Annotated in this window: 13 protein-coding genes; 3 read left to right on the top strand and 10 right to left on the bottom strand. The window is 65.3% G+C overall.

Features of this window, described 5'->3' with window-relative positions:
- Nucleotide 1: 1 nt before the first annotated feature.
- The 10 genes from K8M09_RS02020 to K8M09_RS01975 form a co-directional block, all read right to left on the bottom strand.
- Nucleotides 2-1057: a flagellar hook-associated family protein gene (locus K8M09_RS02020; RefSeq protein ID WP_160787021.1), complete on the bottom strand. Its 1056-nt coding sequence runs from the start codon at nucleotides 1055-1057 to the stop codon at nucleotides 2-4.
- A gap of 3 nt (nucleotides 1058-1060) precedes the next feature.
- A complete protein-coding gene (gene flgK, locus K8M09_RS02015) occupies nucleotides 1061-2515 on the bottom strand; it encodes a flagellar hook-associated protein FlgK (protein WP_160787020.1) in 1455 nt (484 codons plus the stop codon).
- Nucleotides 2516-2557: 42 nt separating this feature from the next.
- Nucleotides 2558-3853: a flagellar hook protein FlgE gene (locus K8M09_RS02010; protein WP_160787019.1), complete on the bottom strand. Its 1296-nt coding sequence runs from the start codon at nucleotides 3851-3853 to the stop codon at nucleotides 2558-2560.
- Nucleotides 3854-3962: 109 nt separating this feature from the next.
- The gene (gene rem / locus K8M09_RS02005) at nucleotides 3963-4637 is read right to left on the bottom strand and encodes a transcriptional activator Rem (RefSeq protein ID WP_160787018.1); all 675 of its coding nucleotides are present in this window, start codon (nucleotides 4635-4637) and stop codon (nucleotides 3963-3965) included.
- 281 nt (nucleotides 4638-4918) lie between these two features.
- Nucleotides 4919-5497 (bottom strand): transglycosylase SLT domain-containing protein, encoded by a 579-nt coding sequence (locus K8M09_RS02000; protein ID WP_160787017.1) that lies wholly within the window; start codon nucleotides 5495-5497, stop codon nucleotides 4919-4921.
- Nucleotides 5421-6749, bottom strand: a complete 1329-nt coding sequence (fliK, locus tag K8M09_RS01995; RefSeq protein ID WP_160787016.1) for a flagellar hook-length control protein FliK — start codon at nucleotides 6747-6749, stop codon at nucleotides 5421-5423. The genes K8M09_RS02000 and fliK overlap by 77 nt, the downstream gene beginning before the upstream one ends.
- Nucleotides 6746-8080: a chemotaxis protein MotC gene (gene motC, locus K8M09_RS01990; RefSeq protein ID WP_160787015.1), complete on the bottom strand. Its 1335-nt coding sequence runs from the start codon at nucleotides 8078-8080 to the stop codon at nucleotides 6746-6748. The genes fliK and motC overlap by 4 nt, the downstream gene beginning before the upstream one ends.
- 3 nt (nucleotides 8081-8083) lie before the next feature.
- Nucleotides 8084-9319, bottom strand: a complete 1236-nt coding sequence (locus K8M09_RS01985) for a MotB family protein (RefSeq protein ID WP_160787014.1) — start codon at nucleotides 9317-9319, stop codon at nucleotides 8084-8086.
- Complete coding sequence (locus K8M09_RS01980; protein WP_160787013.1) at nucleotides 9316-9966, bottom strand: hypothetical protein; 651 nt, start codon at nucleotides 9964-9966, stop codon at nucleotides 9316-9318. Before K8M09_RS01980 ends, K8M09_RS01985 begins: the two co-directional genes overlap by 4 nt.
- Before the next feature lie 297 nt (nucleotides 9967-10263).
- Nucleotides 10264-11541 (bottom strand): flagellin N-terminal helical domain-containing protein, encoded by a 1278-nt coding sequence (locus K8M09_RS01975; RefSeq protein ID WP_160787012.1) that lies wholly within the window; start codon nucleotides 11539-11541, stop codon nucleotides 10264-10266.
- 752 nt (nucleotides 11542-12293) lie between these two features.
- Here K8M09_RS01975 and K8M09_RS01970 point away from each other — a divergent pair.
- The 3 genes from K8M09_RS01970 (at nucleotide 12294) to glf (ending at nucleotide 19487) form a co-directional block, all read left to right on the top strand.
- Nucleotides 12294-16133, top strand: coding sequence for a beta strand repeat-containing protein (locus K8M09_RS01970; protein WP_160787011.1), 3840 nt, complete (start codon nucleotides 12294-12296; stop codon nucleotides 16131-16133).
- 154 nt (nucleotides 16134-16287) lie between these two features.
- Nucleotides 16288-18336, top strand: coding sequence for an O-linked N-acetylglucosamine transferase, SPINDLY family protein (locus K8M09_RS01965; protein ID WP_160787010.1), 2049 nt, complete (start codon nucleotides 16288-16290; stop codon nucleotides 18334-18336).
- Nucleotides 18333-19487 (top strand): UDP-galactopyranose mutase, encoded by a 1155-nt coding sequence (glf, locus tag K8M09_RS01960; protein ID WP_160787009.1) that lies wholly within the window; start codon nucleotides 18333-18335, stop codon nucleotides 19485-19487. Before K8M09_RS01965 ends, glf begins: the two co-directional genes overlap by 4 nt.
- Nucleotides 19488-19520 lie beyond the last annotated feature (33 nt).

Genomic DNA, 19520 nt, shown 5'->3' with positions numbered 1-19520 from the left:
ATCAGAGGTAATTCAGCAGACTGAGATTCTGGATCCTCGAAGTCAGCGTGTAGGCGAGCGAGAGCTGCGATTCGAGCGTTGTCACGCGCGTCGCGGCCTCATAGGTATCGATACCCTCCATGTCCTTGATGCTGGTGCCCAGGATGGTGATCTGCGCGTTGAGCGAGACATTCGCCTGCGTGACGCGGGATTCGGAAATGCCGAGCTTGGAGCGCTCGCTGTCGACGCCGGAAACAGCGCGGCCCATATAGTTGATCGCCGCGTCGCTGACCGTCTTGCGCGTCTGCTCGGTCGTACCGAGCGCCAGCAGCTCCTGGCCGAGCACGAGGCCGAGCGCCATGTAGCGCATGCCTTCCGTGTTGGTGTTGGTCGAGCTCTGCACCGTTTCGGCGGCGCTGACGCGGCTCTGCATGTTCTCGTCCGAGGCTGTCGACCAGTTGGTCTGCCAGTCCGGCCCCATGAAGCTCGTTTCCAGATCGTCGATGAAGGCCTTCATATCGTCCGGCGTGATATCGGCGACGCCGGGATCGGTCTGGGTGAAGCCGAAATGCACGAAGAAGGCATTGTCGAAGGCGGTCTTGGCGTCGGACGCCGGAGAACCCTCGAAATAATCCTTGAACGGGATCACGTCGGAATTGATGCCGGCGAAGAGATATTCGCCGCTTAAGGACGTGTTGGCCGCCGCCGTGAAGGTGGAGAGCGCGTTGCCCATGTTCTTCTGCGCCAGATCGAGCTGGTCGGCCGTGGTGATGCCGGACAGCGCGATCAGCACCTCCATCGCCCCGTTCGCCGCTTCCGACATCTTGCCGAGGGCTTCCTGCGAGGCGGCGAGGCGCTGGGTGGTGAGCGCGTTGGTGCTCTTCAGCGATTCCATGCGCTGCAGATCGCGATGCAGGTTCAGCGTGCGCGCTGTCTTGGCGCCGAGCGTGGCGCCGACATCCGCGTGACGGCCGGTAACCGTCTCCTCCTGGAGCTGCACCATCTCCTTCTGCGCCTTCGACACGGTGAGCCGCATGGCGTTCTGGAGGGACATGTTGGAAACGAAGGAAGCCTTCATGACTTAGCCTGCCGCCTGTAGGAGCGCGGTGATCATCTCATCGACCGCCGCCACGAGTTTCGCCGACGCCTTGTAGGATTGCTCGAGGTCGAGAAGCAGCGCCAACTCCTCGTCGAGGCTGACCGAAGTCACGTTCTGCAACGCTTCCTGGGTACGGCCCAGCAATGCATTCTTGTCGTCGCCCGCCGTGGTGGCAGCGCCGCGGATTTCCTCCAGCCAGCCGACCGAACCGCTCGAGAAGGCAAGGATCGTCCCCGTCGTGTCGATGGCTGCGGCCGTGTCGAACGTCATCGGCGCTTCGAAGGCCGACGCATAATTGTTGAGCAGGTCCGAGAAGCTCGCCAGCGGATCGCCGCCGGGATTGTTGAAGGTCTCGTAGATGCCGTCGCGCAGGAGCATCGCGTTGCCGCCCTGGCTGGTGATCACGTCAGGGTTGACCTTGATCACCGTGGAAAGACCCGGAACGACGGCAGTAACACTGAGGTCGTCGCCCACGGCGAGGCCGTTGCGGACGAACAGGCCGTCCACCACGCCGCCGGCGGTGTTCTCGGAGAACATGTTGATGAGGCCGCGCGCCATCTCGTCGAGCTGGGCCTGGAAGGTCGGGGCCGTATGATCGCGAATCTGGAGCAGTGCCGCGATGGAGCCGCGCGCGCTGGTATTGCCGCCCGCGCCGGCCTGCACCGGCACGCCGTCGATCAGCACCTGATTGCCGGTCACCGTCGCCGTGTAGGTCGTCGTCGGCTGGAAGGACACGCTGCGCTCGACCGTCTCGAACAGCACGGTCCCGTCGCTGGTGTAGAGCGCCAGATCGTTGTTGGTGCGGGTCACGGTGTTGACGCCGACGATGGCCGAGATTTCGGTCAGCAGCTTGTCGCGCTGGTCGAGGGCGTCGTTGACATCCGTGCCGGCGGCCGTGCCCTGACGGACCTGGTCGTTATAGGTACGGAATTCCTTGAGCAGGCGGTTCAGCTCGACCACCGCCGTATCGATATCCGCGTCCGCCTCGGCGCGCAGCTTCTGCAGGGACAGCGAGGTGCTGTTCAGCGAATTGGCGACGTCGATCGCATCCGAGACCACGGTCTCGGCGAGCGAGACCTCGTTCGGCTTGTCGGCGAAGGTCTGGAGATTGTCGCGCAGCTTGGCGAGATAGGTGGACGGGGCGAGTTCGTAATCCTCGCCGCCGAGCATCATCTTCATCTGCGTGAGACCGGCGAGCAGCGTGTCCTGCCCGCCTGCCTTGGAGATCGAGAGCAGGTTCTGCTTCAGCAGCGCCTCGTTCTGGGCGCGCTGCGTTTCCACCACGGTGGCACCCGAGGACGCCGTGGCGAGGATCGCCGCGCGGCGCGCGTAGGCCGGGTTGCTTGCATTGGCAATGTTCTTCGACGCGACGGCCGACTGCAGCCCCACGTTGGAGAAGCTGGACTGTGCAGTCTTCATTGCTGTTGAAAGCGACATCGGTTCTACCTAATTCTCGAATGCTTGCGCGGCTAAAGCGCCTTATCTCTTCAGATTGACGAGGACTTCCATGAGTTCCGAGCCGGTCTGGAAGACCTTCGAATTCGCCGTGTAGTTACGCTGCGATTCGATCATGCTGGTCAGCTCCTCGGCGATATCGACGTTGGAGTCTTCCAGCGCGCCCGAGATGATGGTGCCGTAGCCGCCGTTGCCGGCATAACCCATGACGATGACGCCCGAATCGGGGCTTTGCGAATAGACGTTGCCGGCGAGCGGCTTGAGGTTGTCCGGGCTCTGCACGTTCGCCATCGCGATACGGTACTTCGGCGCAAGGTCGCCGTTCTCGTATTTCAGGTAGACGATGCCGTCGTCGCTGATCTCGTAGCCCGACACGCCGCTCGGGCCGATGCCGTCGATGTCGCCCTTGGCCGCGAAGGACGCGGCAAGCTGGGTGCTGCCGCCGCTGGCGCCGCCGATGGAGACCGTCAGCGGATTGAGGATCGCGCCGTCGATCGGAAGCTCGTCGAGGACGAGGTCCGCCGGGCTCGTGGTAAGGTCAAGCTTACCATCTGCGCCGAAGGTCAGCGTCTTGGTCGTTGCCAGGTCCGCCGATGCGATGGTTCCCGGCGGGTTCGTCCCGCTCATCATGTCGTAGATATCGCCGGTCACCGGGTCCGTGTAGGTCACACCGACAGACCAGTCGCTGGTCGGCGGCGGGCCGGCGGTGGTGCTGACCTTCGTATAGGTGAAGTCGAGCTTGCGGGTGTTGCCGAGACTGTCATAGGCGACCAGCGAGGTCGCCTTCTTGAAGCCTACGTCCTCGTTCGACGGCAGGTTGACGTGCAGGTAGCCCGATTCGGAGGCCTTCACGTTCAGTTCGCCGGAAGCGAGGTTGATCTCTTCGAGACCGGCGAAGCCGTTGATGACGATCGTCGGGTCCTCGGTCGAGGAATAGGGGTAGCCCATCAGCGTGAAGCCGGCGGAGTTCCTCAGTGTGCCGTCGTCCATCACGGTGAAGGCGCCGGCGCGGGTCAGGTACTCGACGCCATCCGAGCCGTTGACGATGAAGAAGCCCTTGCCGTTGATGGCAAGGTCCGTCGTCGACGTCGTGTAGGTGAAGGTGCCCTGCGAGGAAATGGAATAGCGCACATCCGTGGTGACGCCGCCCGAATTGTAGGCGCCGCCGGTCGTGGGCAGGATCAGCGAGGAGAACTGGGTCGAGGCCTTCTTGTAGCCCGTCGTGTTCGCATTCGCGATGTTGTCGGCGACCGTGCTCAGGCGGTTGGCCTGGGCATTCATGCCGGAAACACCCGTTCTCATCGTACCGTAAAGGCTCATTGGATTTCCCCGTTCGTCTCGTGCTCAGACCCTATGGGACGGGCCTTGCGTGAAGCTGGCTGCCGGGACCGCTGGAGGGGTCCCCTCCCCTCCGACCCGGTAACGGATCTCAGCCCTGCCAGTCGATGCAGTAGCCAAGGAAGCGCTTGGAATCGATCGGGTCGAAGCCGAGCTTCTTGCGCAGCTTCTTGCGCAGCTTGCTGATGTGGCTTTCCACGACGTTCTCCTCGACGTCCTCATCGAAGATGCCGTAGATCGCGTTGAAGATCTGGGTCTTGGAAAGACGGCGACCGCGGTTGGCGACCAAATACTCCAGAATGCGGCGCTCGCGGCGCGGCAGGGGGAAGACCTCGTCCTGGATTTCCGGATCGCGGCCGTCCGAGAAGACGCGGATCGGGCCGATATCGGTGTAGTTGGCGAGCGCCTTCAGGCGACGCCGGATGGCCGCCGCACGGGCCAGAATCTCGCGAGGATGGACCGGCTTGCGCACGACATCGTCGACACCGCTGTCGAAGAAGGCAAGCGTGGTTTCCAGGGACGGCGTGTCGCTGACCGCGATCACCGGGGCCTGCGAGCGATCGCGGATGGCCCGCGGCAACTCCATGGAAAGCTGGCCCTGGCCGATCAGGAATGCTTCGACCGCGTCGATGTCCGAATCGGCGGCGGTGTTGACCCACTCGCCGAATTCACGGGGATCGAACCCCGTCGAGGGCACGCCCTCGCGACCAAAAAGAGAAGTATAGCCGTCCTTAACGAGCTCGCGCTCATCAACCACTACGATCATTCGTCCGCCTCCGAATCAGTGTGGTGTTTCGTTCAGGCAGTGGTACGAATCGGGCGAATCACCGGCAACTAGAGGAACTAATTGGCTGATTTTAACAGTTGATTAAGATTTGCGTGCCGATTTGATCTATATATAGTGGCCACACCTCGCCAACGCCACAATTTTACGGTGGAAAAGTTAACAAAGGTTAACGCGCAGCCTTGCACGCCCCAAAGTAAGCGCATTCCTGCCACATTACGGGACAGCGCTTCCGGGAGGCGAAATCTCAACCTTTGAGGGAATTATTGGCAGAACGCTTTCGCGTTCGGTGTCCAGCTTCCGTAGCCCGTGGCGACGAGATTGGCGATCACCCGGCAGACATAGCGCTTCTGCGCGGGGTCGTTGTTGGGGCCGGCATGGTAGCGTGCGACGGCCATGGTCCATGTCTCGTGCCGGGCATGCAGGCGGGCCAGGAATGCCGCCGCATATTCGACGTTCTTGTGCGGGTCGAACATCTCGGCGGGCGAGGCGAACTGGTCGCCATGGAAGTGGTGGTTGATCTGCATGCAGCCGAGGTCGATCAGCTTCGCACCACTCGCCCGCGCCGCCTCGAAGGTGCGCAGCGCCTCCTCCCGGCTCCCGCCGAAATAGGCCTTGCCCTCCACGTTCAGGGCATAGGGCTGGAGCGATCCCTTCCGGCCGGTCTCGGTAAGGCCGACCGAATAGAGGATACCGGCGGGAATGTCGTATTTGGCGGCTGCGGCGAGGATTTCCCGCTCGCAGGTGCCGACGGCGGCCGAGGCGTCAGAGATAGACGCCGCCAGAGCGCCCAGACTGGCCGCCAGCAAGGCCAGCAGCGGTTTCCGTGACGTTGCCTTCATGGGACCTTCCCTCGCGTCCGAACGTGCCTGCGCCTTCGTCACCGCGTTGTCCGCGGCCGTTGCCGCCCTCGCGGGCCTGCGGCTGGCTGGAGAATTGCTGCTGGGCCTGCTGGCCCTGCCCGTCGCCCTGCGTGCCGGCGCTGCGATCGGCCGGCGCAAGCTGCACGGAGACCTGATCCACCGCAAAGCCATGGCCGCGCAAGGCCCGCACGATGGCGTCCTGATCGTCGGCAAGCTGGCGGTAGGCTTCGCCCGTCTCCACCTGCAGCGAGACGACCAGCTCGTCGCCATGCAGGCGCAGCGTCGCCGTCACGAGGCCAAGCTCGATCGGGTGCATCTGAATCTTGAGCGTGTTGACCACCTTGCCGGTCGCCGCCGCTTCCGAATGGCTGAGGCCGCCCGTCGCGCTGAGCGAGGCGGTCCATTCGGGGTCCTGCGTGATGGCGCTCGTCACCGCCGCCGCATTGCCGGCCTGCGCGAGGCCGATATAGCGGCGGGAATCGACCACCGTCACCGTCTCGCCCTTCGGTCCGGTGGGGCTGGCGTCGCGGAAGGACGCACGCTCGTCGCCGATGCTCACATCGAGATCGCGGCCCTTGCCATCCGCCCGGATGAGGCGGAAGAGCTTGTCAGTCTCCGATTGCGGCACCTCGCCGCCATCCGCCTCGACGGTATCGGCCGCATCCGCCTTGCCGGCCATGTCGGCCTTGGCCGCCGTCTTGCCGGCGGACTGGATCTTACCCTCCGGTGCGATGCCGAAGGCGGCCGCGCCATTGGCGCCGGCATGCGGCAAGGCCGCGTTCGGTGTCGCTAGCAGGTCGAGAAGATTGCCGACATCCGTTTCGCCGGCCACCGACGCGTTCGGATCGACCTCACCCTCGGTCGCTTCGGTATTTCCCGCCGCCTCATGACCTTCCATGCGGGTCCTGCCGCCGGCTTGCGCCGCGCCTCTGGTCTTCCCGTCGAGCGAAGACTTCCCCTCTTCCAGAACATCGCCGCCGGCCTTGCCCAGCGCTTCGGCAAGGGCCTGCGCGTCGCGATGACCGGCCTTGGCCCCTGCGCCGCCCGCCCGATCGCCATTACCCGAGATCGACAGGCGGCCGCCCTCCCCGTCCCGGGAACGAAGGCTCTCGACCGCCATGGCGAAATCGCCGCCGCCGGATGCCTCGCCCGCCTTGCCGTGGCCGGCCTTGCCCTTGGTTGGCGCCTCTGCCTGAACGGCGCCCAGAACCCCGCTGCCGATGGTGCTCAACTGCCTTCTCCTTTCAAGAGCGCGTCGATTTCGTCGAGCTTGGACCGGCCGGTCGACACGAAATTGTCGAAGGCCGGGTCGTCACCCGCTTCCGCCTGCTGCGCCTGCTTTTCCTGTTCCGGCTTTTCATGCTCCGGCCTCTCGACGGCGACCGGCGTTTCCTGCGCCCCCGCGCGCGGGTCCATCGCCCGGTCCGCTGCCGCCTCGGCCTCGCTCAGCCCTTCGTAGGACGGGTCCTCGGCCTTCGCGGGCACGGCCGCCTTTTCCTGTGCGCCGCTTGCAACGGGCGCGCGCAAAACCTCTTCGGCCACGACGCGCGCGGCCTCCTTCAAGGCCCTGTCCTTGGCAGACAGCTTGTCGTCCGGAATGGCGACGATTTCCTGCATCGCCGACGCCACGTCGCCGGAGGGCACGGAGGCCAGCCCCGAATAGAGGTCCGCCAGCACCTTCGGAACGCTTTCGCCGTCGCCCGAGAGAATCTGCGCGCGTTCGGCCGCAAGGCTGGCGAGCTGGTTCTTGCCCGAGATTGCCGCCAGCCGCGCCATGCGCAGGTAGACCTCGCGCTGGCGAGGCACGTCCATGAAGGAGAGGATTTCGAGAATGTCGTCCTGCTTCAGCGCATCGAAGTGATCGACGGCGAGCTTGACGAACAGATCGGCGAACTGGCTGGCATAGGGCGAGCGCAGGTAGCGCCGCGCATAGCGGTTCGCATAGGCCATGCTCTTGTCGATCCAGCCGGCTTCGCTGGCGATGGAGATGGAGCGGCGCAGCGCCGCCTCCTCTAGGATCGTTCCGGGCGCCACGAGGCGCGCCCAGTCGAAATAGGTCAGCGCCAGCTTCGGATCCTTGCGGATGACGGAATTGGCCGAGACGAGCGCCAGATAGGGGCCGACGCGCGAGCGCTTGTATTCCGGGAAGATTTCCGCCAGCGACTTCACGCTCTGGCTACCGCGCCCGCCGAGATAATTGCTCAGCGTGTCGGTCAGACGGGAATCGAAATGGCCGGCGACATCCCGCTCCAGCAGCAGTTGCAGCGTCTCGGGATTGCCGCCGCTCATGGCGTAGACGAGCGCGGCATCCACATTGCGCGGGTCGTCGAAGATCGAGGGATCGGCGGTGCGCAACCGCTCGTCGATGGTGGTCAGCAGGAAGCGCTGCATCTCCATCGCCGAATGATCGCCGAGCACAACCGTGTCCTGCACGAACTGCAGCGAGCGGATCATCTTGTAGGGCGCGAGATCGTCCGGGCTTTCGGCACGCGCCGACGCGCCGGCGGCAAGCGCCGCGCAGAAAACCGTACCCGTCAGGAGCGTGCGCCGGAGGAAACCCATCGATCAGCCGCCCTCGGACTGGATGAGGATTTCGATGCGGCGGTTGGCGGCGGCCATCGGATCGGCCGGCACCTTCAGGCGGCGGTCGGCAAAGCCTGTGACCTGGCTGACGCGCTTCTCCTCGAGGCCGCCGCGCACCAGCATATAATAGGCGCTCTGCGCACGGTCGAGGGAAAGACGCCAGTTGTCGTTCTTGCCGCCGGCGAAGGGGCGCGCGTCCGTATGGCCGCGAATGGCGATGGCACCGGGCTTGCCTTCGAGGATCTTGCCGATCTTCTCCATGGCGAGCACCATTTCCTGTCGCGGCACGGCCGAGCCGACATTGAACATGGTCGTGTCGAGCTGGTCGGTGAGGCTGACGAGGAGGCCGCCTTCGGCGGGGGTGACGCTGAGGCCCTCGGCAAGCTTGCCGACAGCGCCGATCTCCTGCGCGATCTGCTTCTTCAGCGCGTCGGCATCCTTGTCCTTCTTCGCCTTCTCAGCCTCGTCGGCCTTCTTGTCCGCCTCGTGCCTGTCTTCCTCGGCCTTCTTCACGGCCTCTTCGGCATCCGCCTTGGCAAGCGCCTCCTCGACCGTCCTGTCGGCATCGACCGCCGCCATCGTCTGCTGGCCGGGCTTGCCTTCCTGCGCCTTGGTCTCGCTGCCGGCGCTGGTCGCCTCGGAGATTTCGACCTGCTGCGTCCAGAAATCGGGATCGAACGGGTCGCGATAGGCCTCGCCGCCGCTGGCGCCGGTGGCCGGGCCGGAGCTGGCCGCGCCGCCCTCGCCCTTGGCGCTGACATTGGCCTGCTGGCCGACTTCCTGCGCGATCTCGGACAGCACCGAATAGGGATTGGAGAAGAAGTCGGCCTCGGAATATTTCGTTTCCTCACCGGCCGTGGTGTTCTCGTCCTTGCCCTTTTCCGCGCCGTTGCCGCTCGCCTGCTGCTGGCCCTGCTCCTTGGACTTGTCCTGCGTCGCCTCGCCTTCCTTGCTGTTGGCGGGTTTCTTCACGGATTTGTCCGCCGGCTTGTCGTCCGTCAGCTTGATCGGATTGAAATAGGAGGCGACCGACGCCTTGGTCTCCTCGTTGGCGGCATTGACGAGCCACATGACGAGGAAGAACGCCATCATGGCCGTCATGAAATCGGCATAGGCGATCTTCCAGGCAGCCGCATGGTGGTCGCCCTCGTGATCGCCATGTCGCTTGACGATGATGATCTCGTTCTTGCCGTGGTGGTGATTTTCGCCTTCGCTCATGCAAGCACCTTGCGTACGGTGTCAGCCCAGGCCGCCATCCGCGTTACCAGGACGGCGTCGCCGAATTCCACCGTCAGATCGACATCCTGCACCTCGACATGCCGGAACACCGGCATGGGGTCCTCGAAGTGCGACTTCAACTGCTCGAAGAGGTTCAACGGCCCCTTCACCGTAATCGTCATGCCCTCGCCGTCCTTCAGGCCTTCGGCGACGAGGCGCGCGAGGTCGGAGACCGCGCCCTTGGTCAGCACCTGGCTCATGACGGGGGCAAGCACCTGCGCCGTCTGCGCGGCGACCTGATCGGCCACCTCGCCCGTCAGCGCAGTGAACCGCTCGGCGAGCGCCGCCGCGTAGTCCTGTTCGTAGCGCGCCTTCAGCGCCTCGATCTCGGTCTTGTGGGCTTCCTTCAGGGCAGCAAGGCTGGCCTCGTGCCTGGCCTGAAGCTCGGCTTCGGCCTCCGCCCGGCCTTCCGCCAGCGCGGCGGCCCTTTCGGCCTCCACATCCACCGCCGGCAGGGCGGGCAGGAGAGCAAGGGGTTCGGCCATTGCCGGTGCGCTTTCCTGCGCGAAGCTCGGCGGCTGGAAGACCGGCGCGGGCGCGCGCGGCGTGCTGAAATCCTTGAGATAGCGGGCGAGATGGGTGCTCATGCCATCGCCTCCTGCCGGACGAACGGAAGGAAGGCCCGGCGGGACAGCCGCGAGCCGCTTCGACGTTCGCTCATGGGGACACTCTTGCCTGACAACACCGCTGACCTGTCTCCTCGGACACCGCGCCCCGCCGGGAGGCGGAGGGCGCACAATCTTCCTGATCGTGCCACCGAACCTAGGGGTTCAAACTTGTGCGAGGATGAAGATGAAGGGTGTTGGGCCGCGCCAGGGCAATCGCGCGGCCCAACCGCCCACCCGGCCGATGACCACGGCCGGGCGGATAAATGCCTTCCGCTCTTACTGGCGGAAGAGCTGGAGAATGTTCTCGGCGCTCGAATTGGCGATCGAGAGGGACTGGATGCCAAGCTGCTGCTGGGTCTGCAGGGCCTTGAGCCGCGTGGATTCCTCGTTCATGTCCGCATCGACCAGACGGCCGATACCCTTGTCGATCACGTCGACGAGCGTGGCGACGAAATCCTCCTGCAGGCCGATGCGGCTCTGGATCGAACCGAGCGAGGAGGCCGCGCTCGTCATGGCGAGGAGCTGCTGGTCGACGAAGCGCGTCATCACGTCGAGCACGTCGACCTCGACATAATTCTCGCCCGTCATGCCGCCCATCGTGGTGGCGAGATCGAGCAGCTTGTTGATGTCGAGCGTGGCGACGGAGAAGCCGAGGGAGCGGGTTTCCATGTCGTTCGCGGCAGCGGCGACCGCATAATAGGGCGTACCGTTGTCATAGGCCGCGGTCGTGGTGCCCCCGTTGATGCTCGGATCGGTCGTCGTGACCTCGATCCAGCTATCGTCGGCAATCTTCAGATAGAATTCGCCGGCGACCTCGTAGACGCGCGGATCGCTCCCCGTCGTCGGTCCCTTCACGGCAAGGTCCGCATTGGTGTAGCTGGCGACGGCATATTTCTTCGTCGCGACATCCCCGCCGCCATCCGTTTCCTCAATGGAGACGGCCACTTCCTTTTCCGAGAGGAAACCGGCTTCCTTGTCGAGGACGCCGAACTTGCCGCCGCTCTGGTCGAACAGAACCGTCTTGGAATCGAGCGGATAGTCCACCGTCGTGACGGCGACCTGGCCGGAAGAGGTGCGGATGAAGGAGGCGACGACCTGCTTGGTGATCGGCCGCTCGACGGGCGGCGTGGCGCCGTTGCTGATGACGCCCTGCAGCCAGTTCTCGCCGGAGAAGGAGGCCGATTCGGAGATGCTGCGAAGCTGGTTCTGGAGCTGCGTGATCTCTTCCTGGATCTTGGCGCGGTCCGTGCCGACGCCGTAGGCAGCGACGAGCTTGGCCTTGATCTCCTTCACCGTCTCGATCGCGCTTGCCATCGCGGCATAGGCGGTGTCGACCTTCGCGGCGCCGAGGCCGAGCGCATCGGCCACCGTGGAAAGGGCGCGGTTGTCGGAGCGCATCGTCGTCGCGATCGACCAGTAGGCGGCGTTGTCGGAGGCGGTCTCGACGCGCAGGCCCGAGGAAACGCGCGCCTGGGTGGTTTCGAGGCCGTTGTCGATGCTGCGCAAGGTCTGCAGCGCCGCCATGGCGGCGGAGTTGGTCAAAATGCTGGTCATTGGCACTTGCCCTGAAAAGGAGATTGTCGGGGACATGCCGGAGTGAGGCGGGACCGGTAACGACAGGGGGCGTCATGCATTCGGCGCCGCCTGCTTGCCCTGGGCGCCGATCCATCGTTCTTAACAATTGGTTAACGGGAAATGGTTAACAAATGGTTAACATCGCCGGCGCGCGTAAAGGAAATTGAAGAAAGCGTAAATTTCCAATGGCCAGATCTTACCTCACCGATGCTTCCCCCCAGGTGGCAATCCCGCCGTCGCCACTGATAATCGAGGGGATTTTCGCGCGGATCGCCCCCCTTGGCGCGCCCCGGTTCGCCGGACGAAACGGCGGGCCGGGATTGCAACCCTTGCGAGGCCTGTTAACCTAAAATTAAAAGCTGCCGGTTTAGAACTGGCCTTGGTCGAAAAGGGGAGTAATGGGGCATTTCGTCCGCTCCGGTGGCTCCCCCTGACACAGCACAGCCGATGCAAGGCGTTTGTGACCAAATGGCGTAGGGATCGGAGCCGCTTCGGCTTCCGCGCATGATGCCCTTCCGATGCGCTGGCTCGTTCGAGCCATGTTTCAATTGACATAGTTTTCGTCCAACCGGACGTCCGGAGCGTAAGCGCCCGCAATTGGCGCCCGACCGAGCGGTACGACGGCCAGCGCAAGGCGCTTGGGGACCCGAGGAGAAGAGCCAACTCTTCCCGCACGGTCGGTGGCACGAAGACGACGTCGACCAGATCCGCTAGAACAAGGGCGCGCGTCCATGACTTCAATTATTTCCAATCTGACCGCCAGCCAGATCAAGAATCTCGCCACGGCGACGATCCAGACGCTTAACACCGAAGACGTCGCGGCCTTGACCTCCGATAAGGTCGCCGCACTCTCGTCCGCACAGCTCAACGCCTTCACCTCGACCAGCCTGGTCTCCTTCACCTCCGGCCAGATCAGCGCGATCAGCGCGACGGCGCTGAAGGGCCTGAGCGCCGCTCAGATGGCCGCTCTCGATTCCGGCCACATCGCCGGCCTGACGGCCAAGCAGGCCGCTTCGCTCACCAGCGCGCAGGTCGCCACCTTCACGACCGACGAGGTCAGCGCGCTCTCTGCGACGCAGATCGCTTCCCTCGGCTATGACGTCTTCACGACCTTCGATTCGGCCGAAATCGCCCTGTTCACCACGGACGAGGTGGCCGCCATCTCCGACAAGGCCATCGCCGGCCTCACCACCGCCACCGTCGCAAGCCTGGCCACCGACAAGCTCGCCGCGCTGACCACCAAGCAGGTCGCCGCCCTCTCCTCGGGCCAGCTCAACGCGCTGACCAGCGCCCAGATCACGTCGCTCGGCACGGACAAGATCGCGGCCCTCACGGCCAAGCAGCTTGCGGGCGTCAGCGCCGGCCAGATCGCCAACCTCAGCACGGGTCAGGTCGCTTCGCTCGGCGCCAAGCAGATCGCCGCCTTCACCACCGCGCAGGCCGCCGCCCTGAACACCGCCCAGGTTGCTGCCCTCACCTCCACGCAGGTCGCCGCCCTCGGCGCCGCTGCCCTCAAGACCATCGACTCCGCGGAACTGGCCCTGTTCTCCACCGACGAACTGGCCGCCATCTCCGACAAGGCCATCGCAGGTCTCGAAACCGCCGCCCTCGCAAGCCTGACCACCGACAAGCTCGCCGCCCTCAACACCAAGCAGGTCGCAGCCCTCTCGTCGGCTCAGCTCGGCGCTCTCAGCAGCGCACAGCTCAACTCGTTCAGCTCCGATAAGCTTGCCGCCCTTTCGGCCAAGCAGCTTGCAGGCCTCAGCACCGGTCAGGTCGCTGGTCTCAGCACCGGACAAGTCGCCTCGCTCGGCGCAAAGCAGATCGCCGCCCTGACGACGGCGCAGGCCGCCGCTCTCAGCACGGCTCAGGTCGAGGCCCTGACCTCCACGCAGATCGCCGCTCTCAGCGCCGCCGCTCTGAAGACCATCGACTCTGCGGAACTGGCCCTGTTCTCCACCGACGAACTGGCTGCCATCTCCGACAAGGCCATCGCAGGTCTCGAAACCGCTGCCCTTGCCAGCCTGACCACCGACAAGCTCGCCGCCCTCAACACCAAGCAGGTCGCAGCCCTCTCGTCGGCGCAGCTCGGCGCCCTCAGCAGCGCACAGCTCAACTCGCTCAGCTCCGACAAGCTCGGCGCGCTGTCCGCAAAGCAGCTTGCAGGCCTGACCACCGGCCAGATTGCCGGCCTCAGCACCGGCCAGATCGCCTCGCTCGGCGCCAAGCAGGTTGCTGCGCTGACGACGGCACAGGCCGCCGCCCTGAGCACCGCTCAGGTCGAGGCTCTGACGTCCTCGCAGATCGCCAGCCTCGGCGCTGCTGCCCTCAAGACCATCGACTCCGCGGAACTGGCCCTGTTCTCTACCGGCGAACTGGCCGCCATCTCCGACAAGGCGATTGCCGGCCTTGAAACCGCTGCCCTTGCCAGCCTGACCACCGACAAGCTCGCCGCCCTGAACACCAAGCAGGTCGCGGCCCTCTCGTCGGCACAGCTCGGCGCCCTCAGCAGCGCTCAGATCAACTCGCTCAGCTCCGACAAGCTCGGCGCGCTGTCCGCCAAGCAGATCGCAGGCCTGACCACCAGTCAGATCGCAGGCCTCAGCACCGGACAGATCGCTTCGCTCGGCGCCAAGCAGGTTGCCGCCCTGACGACGGCACAGGCCGCCGCCCTCAGCACGGCGCAGGTCGAGGCCCTCACTTCCTCGCAGATCGCCGGCCTCGGCGCCGCTGCCCTCAAGACCATCGACTCTGCGGAACTGGCCCTGTTCTCCACCGACGAACTGGCCGCCATCTCCGACAAGGCCATCGCAGGTCTCGAAACCGCAGCCCTTGCCAGCCTGACCACCGACAAGCTCGCCGCCCTGAATACCAAGCAGGTCGCCGCCCTCTCCTCGGCCCAGCTCGGCGCTCTCAGCAGCGCACAGCTCAACTCGCTCAGCTCCGACAAGCTCGGCGCGCTGTCCGCAAAGCAGCTTGCAGGCCTGACCACCGGCCAGATTGCCGGCCTCAGCACCGGACAGATCGCCTCGCTCGGCGCAAAGCAGGTTGCTGCGCTGACGACGGCACAGGCCGCCGCCCTCAGCACCGCTCAGGTCGAAGCCCTCACTTCCTCGCAGATCGCCAGCCTCGGCGCGGCTGCCCTCAAGACCATCGACTCCGCGGAACTGGCCCTGTTCTCCACCGGCGAACTGGCCGCCATCTCCGACAAGGCGATTGCAGGTCTCGAAACCGCTGCTCTGGCAAGCCTGACCACCGACAAGCTCGCGGCCCTCAACACCAAGCAGGTCGCAGCCCTCTCGTCAGCTCAGCTCGGCGCTCTCAGCAGCGCTCAGATCAACTCGCTCAGCTCCGACAAGCTCGGCGCGCTGTCCGCAAAGCAGATCGCAGGCCTGACCATCGGTCAGATCGCCGGCCTCAGCACCGGCCAGATCGCTTCGCTCGGCGCAAAGCAGGTTGCGGCCTTCACCACCGCACAGGCCGCAGCCCTCAGCACGGCGCAGGTCGAGGCCCTCACTTCATCGCAGATCGCCGGCCTCGGCGCCGCTGCCCTCAAGACCATCGACTCTGCGGAACTGGCTCTGTTCGCCACCGACGAACTGGCCGCCATCTCCGACAAGGCGATTGCAGGTCTCGAAACCGCTGCCCTCGCAAGCCTGACCACCGACAAGCTCGCTGCGCTCAACACCAAGCAGGTCGCAGCCCTTTCGTCGGCGCAGCTCGGCGCCCTCAGCAGCGCACAGCTCAACTCGCTCAGCTCCGACAAGCTCGGCGCGCTGTCCGCCAAGCAGCTTGCAGGCCTGACCACCGGTCAGATTGCAGGCCTCAGCACCGGCCAGATCGCCTCGCTCGGCGCCAAGCAGGTTGCCGCCCTGACGACGGCACAGGCCGCCGCCCTCAGCACCGATCAGGTCGAGGCTCTGACGTCCTCGCAGATTGCCAGCCTCGGCGCTGCCGCCCTCAAGACCATCGACTCCGCGGAACTGGCCCTGTTCTCCACCGGTGAACTGGCCGCCATCTCCGACAAGGCGATCGCAGGTCTTGAAACCGCTGCCCTCGCAGGCCTGACCACCGACAAGCTCGCGGCCCTGAATACCAAGCAGGTCGCAGCCCTCTCGTCGGCACAGCTCGGCGCTCTCAGCAGCACCCAGCTCAACTCGCTCAGCTCCGACAAGCTCGCGGCCCTCTCGGCCAAGCAGCTTACGGGCCTGACGACCGGCCAGGTCGCATCGCTCAGCACCACGCAGGTTGCGGCTCTCGACGCCAAGCAGCTCAACGGTCTCAGCTCCAACCAGGTCGCGGCCCTCTCCTCGACCCAGGTCGAGGCGCTCAACAGCACGCAGATCGCCGGCCTCACCGCCGCCGTCCTGCAGGCTCTGAGCTCGGACGAGATCAAGAGCTTCACCACCGACGAACTGGCCGCCATCAGCGCCAAGGCGATTGCCGGCCTTGCCACGGAAGACATCCTTGCCCTGAGCTCCGCCCAGGTCCGGGCCCTGAAGGCCGAGCAGATCGCCGCGATGAACACGGCGCAGGTCGAAGCCATCATCCAGGCCTACAAGACGGTCTAACGCACGATAGAGGGCGGCGCGGTTTCCAAACCGCGCCGCCTTTCCCCCTTTCCGGCGACCAGCCCGACGCAAGTCAACTCCGATAGCAAGGCGGACGAGCTCATCCAGAGTCCGTTCAACAGCCCGGCCAGCAGGCCCCTTGCCGCAGGATGTCATGACCGTCAGCCCTTCCACCGTTCCCGATCCGAACGCGCCGCTTCTCCAGCTTCTCCTGCGCGCCCGCACCCAGCAGCTTTCGCTCGCAGACCTGTTCCAGACGGCGGAAACCCTTGCCGGCGCCGGCCAGAAGGCGGCGGCCGTGGAACTCTACAAGACCTGGATCGCCTTCAACGACGCGAACCCGCTGCTGCATCTGGCCTATTTCAACTATGGCGTGGCCCTCTCCTCCGCCGGCGATATCGCCGGCGCGATGCATGCGCTGCGCGCGGCGATACGGCTGAACCCGCTCTTTGGCCAGGCGCATATCAATCTCGGCCGGGCGCTCGAGGATTGCGGGCTGATCGGCGAGGCCGTGCAGCAATGGCGCGTCTTCGTCGACGCAACGGCGGAGATGACGCCCGACAAGCTCAGCAACCGCCTGCTCAGCCTGCAGCATATCGGCCGCGTGCTGGAAGGCGCCGGCCAGCTCGACGAAGCCGAGGCCGCGCTCTGGCAGGCGATGGAATTGCAGCCCTCCCGCCCCGAGGCCGCCCAGCACTGGATCTCGCTGCGCGCGCGGCAGTGCAAGTGGCCCGTCACCGCGCCGTCCATGCACCTGACGATGCGCAACTTCATGGACGCCATGTCCTCCATGACGATCGCCTGCTATGCGGACGACCCGCTGTTCCATCTGGCGAAGGCCTATCGCTACGGCCACCGCACCGTCGGCCGCCCCGCCGACCTTGCCGCGCTGGAGCGCCGGCCGGTGCGGATGAAGACCGGCACCGGGCAGCGCCTGCGCATCGGCTACGTCTCCTCGGACCTGCGCCAGCACGCCGTCGGCTTCGCGCTCAGCGAGGTGCTGGAACTGCACGACAAGGCCAATGTCGAGGTCTTCGCCTATTACTGCGGCGACCCCGCCCCGATCGACCAGACGCAGGCGCGCATCAAGCTGGCCGTCGACCATTGGCGCGACATTGCGGGTCTCGGCGATCTCGAGGCCGCCCGCCAGATCGTCGACGACGAGATCGACGTGCTCATCGACGTCAACGGCTATACGAAGAACGCCCGTACGAGGATCTTCGCCTACCGGCCCGCGCCGGTCATCGTGAATTTCTGCGGCTACCCCGGCACCATGGCGACCCCGTACCACCAGTACATGATCGCCGACGACGTGATCGTGCCACCGGAAAACGAGCTTTATTATACGGAAAAGGTCCTGCGCATCGCCTGCAACCAGCCGGTGGACCGCAAGCGCGCGGTCAGCTCGCGCCCGACCCGCGCGGCTGCCGGCCTGCCGGAAGACGCCTTCGTCTTCGCCAGCTTCAACGGCATGCAGAAGATCACCGCCCCCTGCTTTGCCCGGTGGCTGGCCATTCTCCACGCCACGCCCGGCAGCGTGCTCTGGCTGCTGGCCGGCGACGACAGCGCCAACGAGCGGCTGCGCAAGATGGCGTCCGACGCCGGCATCGCGCCGGAACGGCTGATCTTCGCCGGCAAGGCGATGAACCCGGATCATCTCGCGCGCATCGGCCTTGCCGATCTCTTCCTCGACACCTTCCCCTATGGCGCGCATTCCACCGCGGCCGACGCCGTCACGCAGGGCCTGCCGGTGCTCACCGTCGCCGGCAAGAGCTTCGCCTCGCGCTTCTGCGCCAGCATCGTCACGGCCGCCGGCGTTCCCGAACTGGTTTGCAGCGGGCCGGACGAATATGTCCGCAAGGCCGTCGCCTTCGCGCGCGATCCCGCGAGCCTCAGGGCGGTGCGCGACGCCATCGAGCGCCAGCGCGAGACCGCGCCGCTGCGCGACATGCCCGCCCTCGCCCTCCGCCTCGAAGAACTGTTCTGGCAAATGCAGAACGAGGCCGAGCGCGGCGAAACGCCCGTGCCGGACCTGCGCAACCTCGACATCTATTACGAAGTCGGCACGGAGCTTGCCGCGCAGGGCATCGAATTCGAGGATGAGGAAGCCTATCGCGCGCGCTACCGGGCGGAGCTTGCCGCCCTCGACGCCTTTGCGCCGCTTTCGCCCGATGCCCGTCTCTGGCAGGGCGATGCGCCATGACGCAGGAAACGATCCTCATCGTCGGCGCCGGCCTTTCCGGCGCCGTCATCGGCCGCGAGCTGGCGCAGAAGGGTTACCGGATCGAGATCGTCGATTCGCGCGCACATATCGCCGGCAACTGCCACACGGAGCGCGACGCGGCGACGGGCGTGATGGTGCATGTCTACGGCCCGCACATCTTCCACACGGACGATCAGGAAGTCTGGGACTATGTGAACGGCTTCACCACCTTCATGCCCTACAAGAACCGCGTGAAGACGACGAGCGGCGGGCAGGTCTATTCGCTGCCGGTCAACCTGCACACGATCAACCAGTTCTTCGGCAAGACCCTGCGCCCGGACGAGGCCCGCACCTTCCTCGAGAGCGAGGCGGACACGTCCATCGCCGATCCGCAGACCTTCGAGGAACAGGCCCTGCGCTTCGTCGGCAAGGGGCTCTACGAGGCGTTCTTCAAGGGCTATACGCAGAAACAGTGGGGCTGCTCGCCGACCGCCCTGCCCGCCTCGATCCTGAAGCGCCTGCCAGTGCGCTTCAACTACGAGGACAACTACTTCTTCCACAAATACCAGGGCATGCCGGCAAACGGCTATACCGAGATGATCGCCGGCATCCTCGACCATCCGAACATCACGGTGCGGCTCACAACCGATTTCCGGCGCGAAGCGGCGGACGGCTATTCCCACATCTTCTATTCCGGCCCGCTCGACGGCTATTTCGACTACGAACTCGGCCGCCTCGGCTATCGCACGCTGGATTTCGAGCGCTTCACCTATGACGGCGACTACCAGGGCTGCGCGGTGATGAACTACGGCGACGTTTCGGTGCCCTATACGCGCATCACCGAGCACAAGCATTTCTCCCCCTGGGAGGAGCACCGGGGTTCGGTCTGCTACCGGGAATTCTCGCGGGCCTGCGAGCCGGGCGACATCCCCTACTACCCAATCCGCCTCGTGGAGGAGAAGGCGCAGCTTGCCGACTATGTCGCGCGCGCCGAACAGGAAGCGGGCGTCACCTTCGTCGGCCGGCTTGGAACCTACCGCTATCTCGACATGGACGTGACGATCCGCGAAGCGCTCGACACGGCAAGGCTCTACCTTGCCCGCCGGGCGGAAAACGCGGCCATGCCGACCTTCCTGAACCCGCCGCTCTGAAACGCGAAAAGGCCCCGGTAAACCGGGGCCTTC

The organism is Shinella zoogloeoides, from assembly GCF_020883495.1.
Taxonomy (GTDB): Bacteria; Pseudomonadota; Alphaproteobacteria; order Rhizobiales; family Rhizobiaceae; genus Shinella; species Shinella zoogloeoides.
The sequence above is the reverse complement of the archived record's forward strand: the minus strand, read 5'-3'. Positions and strand labels throughout refer to the sequence as shown.